5 protein-coding genes are annotated in these 5,725 nt (G+C 33.0%); all 5 read left to right on the forward strand.

Annotated features, from left to right (window positions below):
• Positions 1 to 593, forward strand: a 593-nt coding sequence (locus tag N5E64_RS15320; protein ID WP_280038256.1) for a GLPGLI family protein, incomplete at its 5' end; no start/stop codon positions are given.
• A gap of 145 nt (positions 594 to 738) precedes the next feature.
• Entirely contained in the window at positions 739 to 2,247 is a 1,509-nt protein-coding gene (gene atpD, locus N5E64_RS15325) for a F0F1 ATP synthase subunit beta (protein ID WP_038336144.1), read from the forward strand.
• Positions 2,248 to 2,332: 85 nt separating this feature from the next.
• Positions 2,333 to 2,626: a F0F1 ATP synthase subunit epsilon gene (locus N5E64_RS15330; protein ID WP_280038257.1), complete on the forward strand. Its 294-nt coding sequence runs from the start codon at positions 2,333 to 2,335 to the stop codon at positions 2,624 to 2,626.
• A gap of 446 nt (positions 2,627 to 3,072) precedes the next feature.
• Positions 3,073 to 4,380, forward strand: a complete 1,308-nt coding sequence (locus tag N5E64_RS15335) for an O-acetylhomoserine aminocarboxypropyltransferase/cysteine synthase (protein WP_280038259.1) — start codon at positions 3,073 to 3,075, stop codon at positions 4,378 to 4,380.
• 30 nt (positions 4,381 to 4,410) lie between these two features.
• The gene (gene metX / locus N5E64_RS15340; protein WP_038336140.1) at positions 4,411 to 5,418 is read left to right on the forward strand and encodes a homoserine O-acetyltransferase; all 1,008 of its coding nucleotides are present in this window, start codon (positions 4,411 to 4,413) and stop codon (positions 5,416 to 5,418) included.
• The last annotated feature ends 307 nt before the right edge of the window (positions 5,419 to 5,725 follow it).

Consider the following 5,725-nt stretch of genomic DNA (forward strand, 5'->3'; position numbering starts at 1 on the left):
TTGAGCAATATGAATCGCCAAAAACATACGATTTGTTTGTCAATGAAAACAATTTGTGTTTGAGTAAAGAACGACCAAAATTGAATAGTAATAATATGGAAATGATTGGAAGTTATACCATAAATTATACAATTATTAATCCTGTAGAAAAAATTATTTACGAAGATATTAATATTGAAAATAGAAATTATAAAGTAAAATCTCCCTTAAAGTTAGACGAAAATTGGGTTTTTAGTAGAGATACTAAAACGATAAATGGAATTGTTGCCACAAAAGCAACAATGGAAAAATCTAAAAATACGTATGAAGTATGGTTTGCAAAAAGTATAAAAACGAAATGTGGACCAAACAATTTTGGTGGACTTCCAGGCTTAGTTTTAGAAATTACAATAAAACCTAAAAATGAAACTGGTTCAACATCAATTGTTAAAATGACGAATATCGAAACGATAAATAATGATAAAGAATTTAATTCTTATTTCAATAATATTTCTGATAAAACAATTTCGAGAGGAGAATTTGATAAGATTTATGAAGATTATCAGAAAAAAGTACAAGAAATGTATGGCGGAAATGGAGTTGATAAGGATTGATATTTTTGTTTTAGAAGTTCGTTGTTTATAATATTCTGATTACTAATCAAAATATTATGACAAAAATCTTAAAAAGTATATAAATTATACAATGTTTTTAACTTACCTTTGCACCCAAATAAAATAAACTAAATCATTTCATATAATGGCAAATCAAAAGAAAGGTAAGATTGCACAGGTTATTGGACCTGTAATTGACGTTATTTTTGATAACGCAGAAGGCCTTCCAAATATTTATGATGCATTAGAGGTTCCTCGTCAAGGAAAAGAAACATTAATTCTTGAAGTCGAGCAACACATCGGTGAAGATACTGTACGTTGTATCGCAATGGATAGTTCTGATGGTTTACAAAGAGGTCAAGAAGTTATCGCTTTAGGAAAACCAATTATGGTTCCTATTGGAGAAGACATCAAAGGACGTGTATTTAATGTAGTTGGAGATGCTATTGATGGTTTAGGGAATTTAGACAAAGAAAACGGTTTACCTATTCACCGTCCAGCTCCAAAATTCGAAGAATTATCAACATCTGCAGAAGTTTTATTTACAGGTATTAAAGTAATTGACTTAGTAGAGCCATACGTAAAAGGTGGTAAAATTGGTTTATTTGGTGGTGCCGGAGTAGGTAAAACAGTATTAATTCAGGAGTTGATGAACAACATCGCTAAAGGACACGGAGGTTTATCTGTATTCGCTGGTGTTGGAGAGCGTACTCGTGAAGGTAATGACTTAATGCGTGAGATGATTGAAGCTGGATTAATTAATTACGGTGAAGATTTCATGCACTCTATGGAAGGTGGATCTTGGGATTTATCTAAAGTAAACAGCGAAAACATGAAAGAGTCTAAAGCTGCTTTCGTTTTCGGACAAATGAATGAACCTCCAGGTGCACGTGCTCGTGTTGCTTTAACAGGTTTAACATTAGCTGAATATTTCCGTGATGGAGATGGACAAGGTCAAGGACGTGACGTATTATTCTTCGTAGATAATATCTTCCGTTTTACACAAGCAGGTTCTGAGGTTTCTGCCTTATTAGGACGTATGCCATCAGCCGTAGGTTATCAGCCAACATTAGCAACTGAAATGGGTGCTATGCAAGAGCGTATTACATCTACTAAAAACGGATCTATTACATCTGTACAAGCAGTATATGTACCTGCCGATGATTTAACTGACCCTGCGCCAGCTACGACTTTCGCGCACTTAGATGCTACAACGGTATTAGATCGTAAAATTGCTTCATTAGGTATTTACCCAGCGGTAGATCCATTGAACTCTACATCTCGTATCTTATCACCAGCAATTATTGGTAAAGAACATTACGAAACAGCACAACGTGTAAAAGAAATCTTACAACGTTACAATGCTTTACAAGATATCATCGCGATTCTAGGTATGGAAGAGTTATCAGAAGAGGATAAATTAGTTGTACACCGTGCACGTCGTATCCAACGTTTCTTATCTCAACCATTCCACGTTGCAGAACAGTTTACAGGTATCCCAGGTGTTTTAGTAGACATCAAAGATACAATCAAAGGATTCAACATGATCTTAGATGGTGAAGTTGACCAATATCCTGAGGCTGCATTCAACTTACGTGGTACAATCGAAGAAGCGATTGAAGCTGGAGAAAAAATGTTAGCAGAAGCTAAATAATATAATTTAACCATATAAAGAGTGCTTACGTTTCTTTTCTTTTTGAAAGTTGCTAAGTACTCTTTTTTTTAAAAACAATAGGATTATGCACTTACAAATTATTACGCCAGAATTCGTAGTTTTCGATGCAGAAGTAGATGCTGTTACTTTACCAGGTAAAGATGGTGAATTTCAGTTATTAAATAACCACGCTCCTATCGTTGCAACTTTAGGTGAAGGAACAATCAAAATTAAAGTTCACACAAAAACTTTCGAAGATTTCGATAATCAATCTGGCAAAGTTTACACTTCTCCATCAAACGAATCTACATTATTGTTAGATATCAAAGGAGGAACAATTGAAATGAGCAATAATAAAGTAATCGTTTTAGCAAACTAATTACTTTTTTATCATAAAACTTAAAAGGAGATCAATTTTGATCTCCTTTTTTTATGTTTTCTACTTAATATTCTCTTTTTTACTTCAAATTTTATTCTGTTTAAATCCTTTTTATAGATTTCGAAAGAAATATTTTTAACTTTTTGGCATGAATATTCTTTTTAAATCAATTTTATAGATTTATTTTCTAAAAACTAATTATAAATTTTATTATTTAGAAAATTATTCTAATTTCACATAAAATATAAAACTACAAAGTGTAGTTAGAAATGAATAATTTTTAAAGATGAAGTACAATTCTAAAAAACATTCTTTTGGACACGGCGTCCTGCTTCACAGCATCTATAATTGTATCAATAGTAAAATTCGAATGTGCAGCTGCTAATTTTAGCTAACTAACCTACCTACTATTTATTAATCGTAGTCACATTCAAAACAATTTTATTATGTCAACAGAAAAACAATTACATTTCGATACTTTACAAGTACACGCAGGTCAAGAAGTAGACCCAACAACAGGCTCTCGAGCTGTTCCAATTTATCAAACATCTTCTTATGTATTTAATGATGCCGAACACGGAGCAAATTTATTTGCTTTGAAAGAATTTGGTAACATTTACACAAGAATTCAAAATCCAACAACCGACGTTTTCGAAAAACGTATTGCTGCGCTGGAAGGTGGTGTTGCGGCATTAGCTGTTTCATCGGGACAAGCGGCACAATTTATTGCTTTAAATAATATTTTAGAATCAGGAGATAATTTTGTTTCGGCTTCTAATCTTTATGGCGGAACATATAATCAATTCAAAGTTGGTTTTAAGCGTTTAGGTGTTGATGTTCGCTTTGCTGAAGATGCAGATCCAACAAAAATTGAATCATTAATTGATGAAAATACAAAAGCGATTTATGCAGAAACGATAGGAAATCCGAGTTTTAATGTTCCAGATTTTGAAGCAATTGCTGCAATTGCACAAAAATATAACATTTCATTTATTGTGGATAATACGTTTGGTGCGGGCGGTTATATTTTCAAACCTTTAGAGCATGGAGCAAACGTTGTCGTAGAATCTGCAACAAAATGGATCGGTGGACACGGAACTTCTATCGGTGGAGTTATCGTGGATGGTGGAAATTATAATTGGGGTAATGGTAGATTTCCACAATTTTCTGAACCATCAGAAGGTTATCATGGTTTAGTTTTTTCCGATGTTTTCGGAGTGAATGGTCCTTTTGGTAATATTCAGTTCATAATCCGTGCGCGTGTTGAAGGTTTGCGCGATTTTGGTCCAGCAATTTCACCGTTCAATTCTTTTTTATTGTTACAAGGTTTAGAAACGTTGTCGTTAAGAGTTCAGAAACATTTGGACAATACGTTAGAAATTGCGCGTTGGTTAGAACTTCATCCGCAAGTTGAAAAAGTGAATTATCCTGGATTAATTACTTCTCCAAGTCATCATTTGGCAAAAAAATATTTGAAAAATGGTTTCGGAGCTGTTTTATCATTCCAAATTAAAGGTGATGCAGACAAAGCGAATCAATTTATTGATAGTTTAGAATTGATTAGTCATTTGGCAAATGTTGGCGATGCAAAATCGTTAATTATTCATCCTTCTGCAACAACTCATCAACAACTGAGCGATGATGAACAAAAATCTGCTGGAGTTTTTCCTGGTTTATTGCGTCTTTCTGTCGGAATTGAATATATTGATGATATCAAAAATGATCTTCAACGAGCTTTTGATAAAATTAAGTAAACAAAGTATTATTAGCTATAAATTAATTCAGTGAATTTTTATCAATATAATTATACAAAGCCATTTCAATTAGAAAATGGTCAAATTCTCGAAAATTTAACCATTGCTTATCATACAGCGGGAACGTTGAATCCCGAAAAAAATAATATCATCTGGGTTTGTCATGCTTTAACGGCAAACTCGGATGTTTTTGATTGGTGGGCTGGTCTTTTTGGAGAAAATGAATTATTCAATCCAAAAGATCATTTTATTATTTGCGCCAATGTGATTGGTTCTAATTATGGAACGACAAATCCGTTGTCTACAAATCCTGAAACAAATTCGCCTTATTATCGAGATTTTCCTACAATTACGATAAAAGATATGGCAAATGCGCACCAATTGTTGGCAGATCATTTAGGAATTTCAACTATTCATTTATTAATAGGTGGTTCACTCGGTGGTCAACAAGCGTTAGAATTTACGTTACTTGATCAAGTTAAAGTGGATAATTTGGTTTTGTTGGCGACAAATGCGGTACATTCTCCATGGGGAATTGCGTTCAACGAATCGCAGCGTTTGGCTATCGAAGCCGATTCAACTTTTAACGATAAAATTGAGGATGGAGGAAGAAATGGATTGATTGCGGCGCGTACAATTGCGATGTTGTCTTATCGTACCTATATTATATATGAACAGAAGCAAAAAGACAAGGATTCTGTTTACAACGATTTCAAAGCGTCTTCTTATCAAAAATATCAAGGTGAAAAATTAGCAAATCGATTTAATGCACATTCATATTGGACACTTTCGAAAGCGATGGATTCACAAAATTTGGCTCGAAAGAGAGAGTCTTTAGAGAAATCATTGGCTCAAATTTCATCCAATACAATAGTTATAGGTATATCTTCGGATATATTATTTCCGCCAAGTGAGCAAAAATTTATAGCGAATCATATTTCAAATGCAAAATTCATCGAAATTGATTCTATTTTTGGACACGATGGTTTCTTGGTCGAATTACAAGAATTAAATACAATTTTGGAACATCTCGTATAATATTATGGAATGAATAATTATATGAAGCTCGATTTATTCGAGCTTTTTTTATTTATAAATAGATTCTACTTCGTAGAATTTCTCCCGAGTAGTTCCTTCAAAAGTATCCATTTTGCTTTTCTTTTGTTCAAGAAAAGCAAAACGTCTAATCATTTTCTGCGGTAAAAACGGGCTTTTATCTTTTAAAACCTCGTATCTCACTTCTCATATCTAAAAAAAACAAAAAATATTTTCCATTGTACCAGCGACTTAAGATTAGAATGTAAAATAAAAGTAAAGTATGTTTGGAAAAACGAATAATCCAGCC

Origin of the sequence: Empedobacter sp. GD03739, from assembly GCF_029843245.1 — a bacterium.
Lineage (GTDB): Bacteria > Bacteroidota > Bacteroidia > Flavobacteriales > Weeksellaceae > Empedobacter > Empedobacter falsenii_B.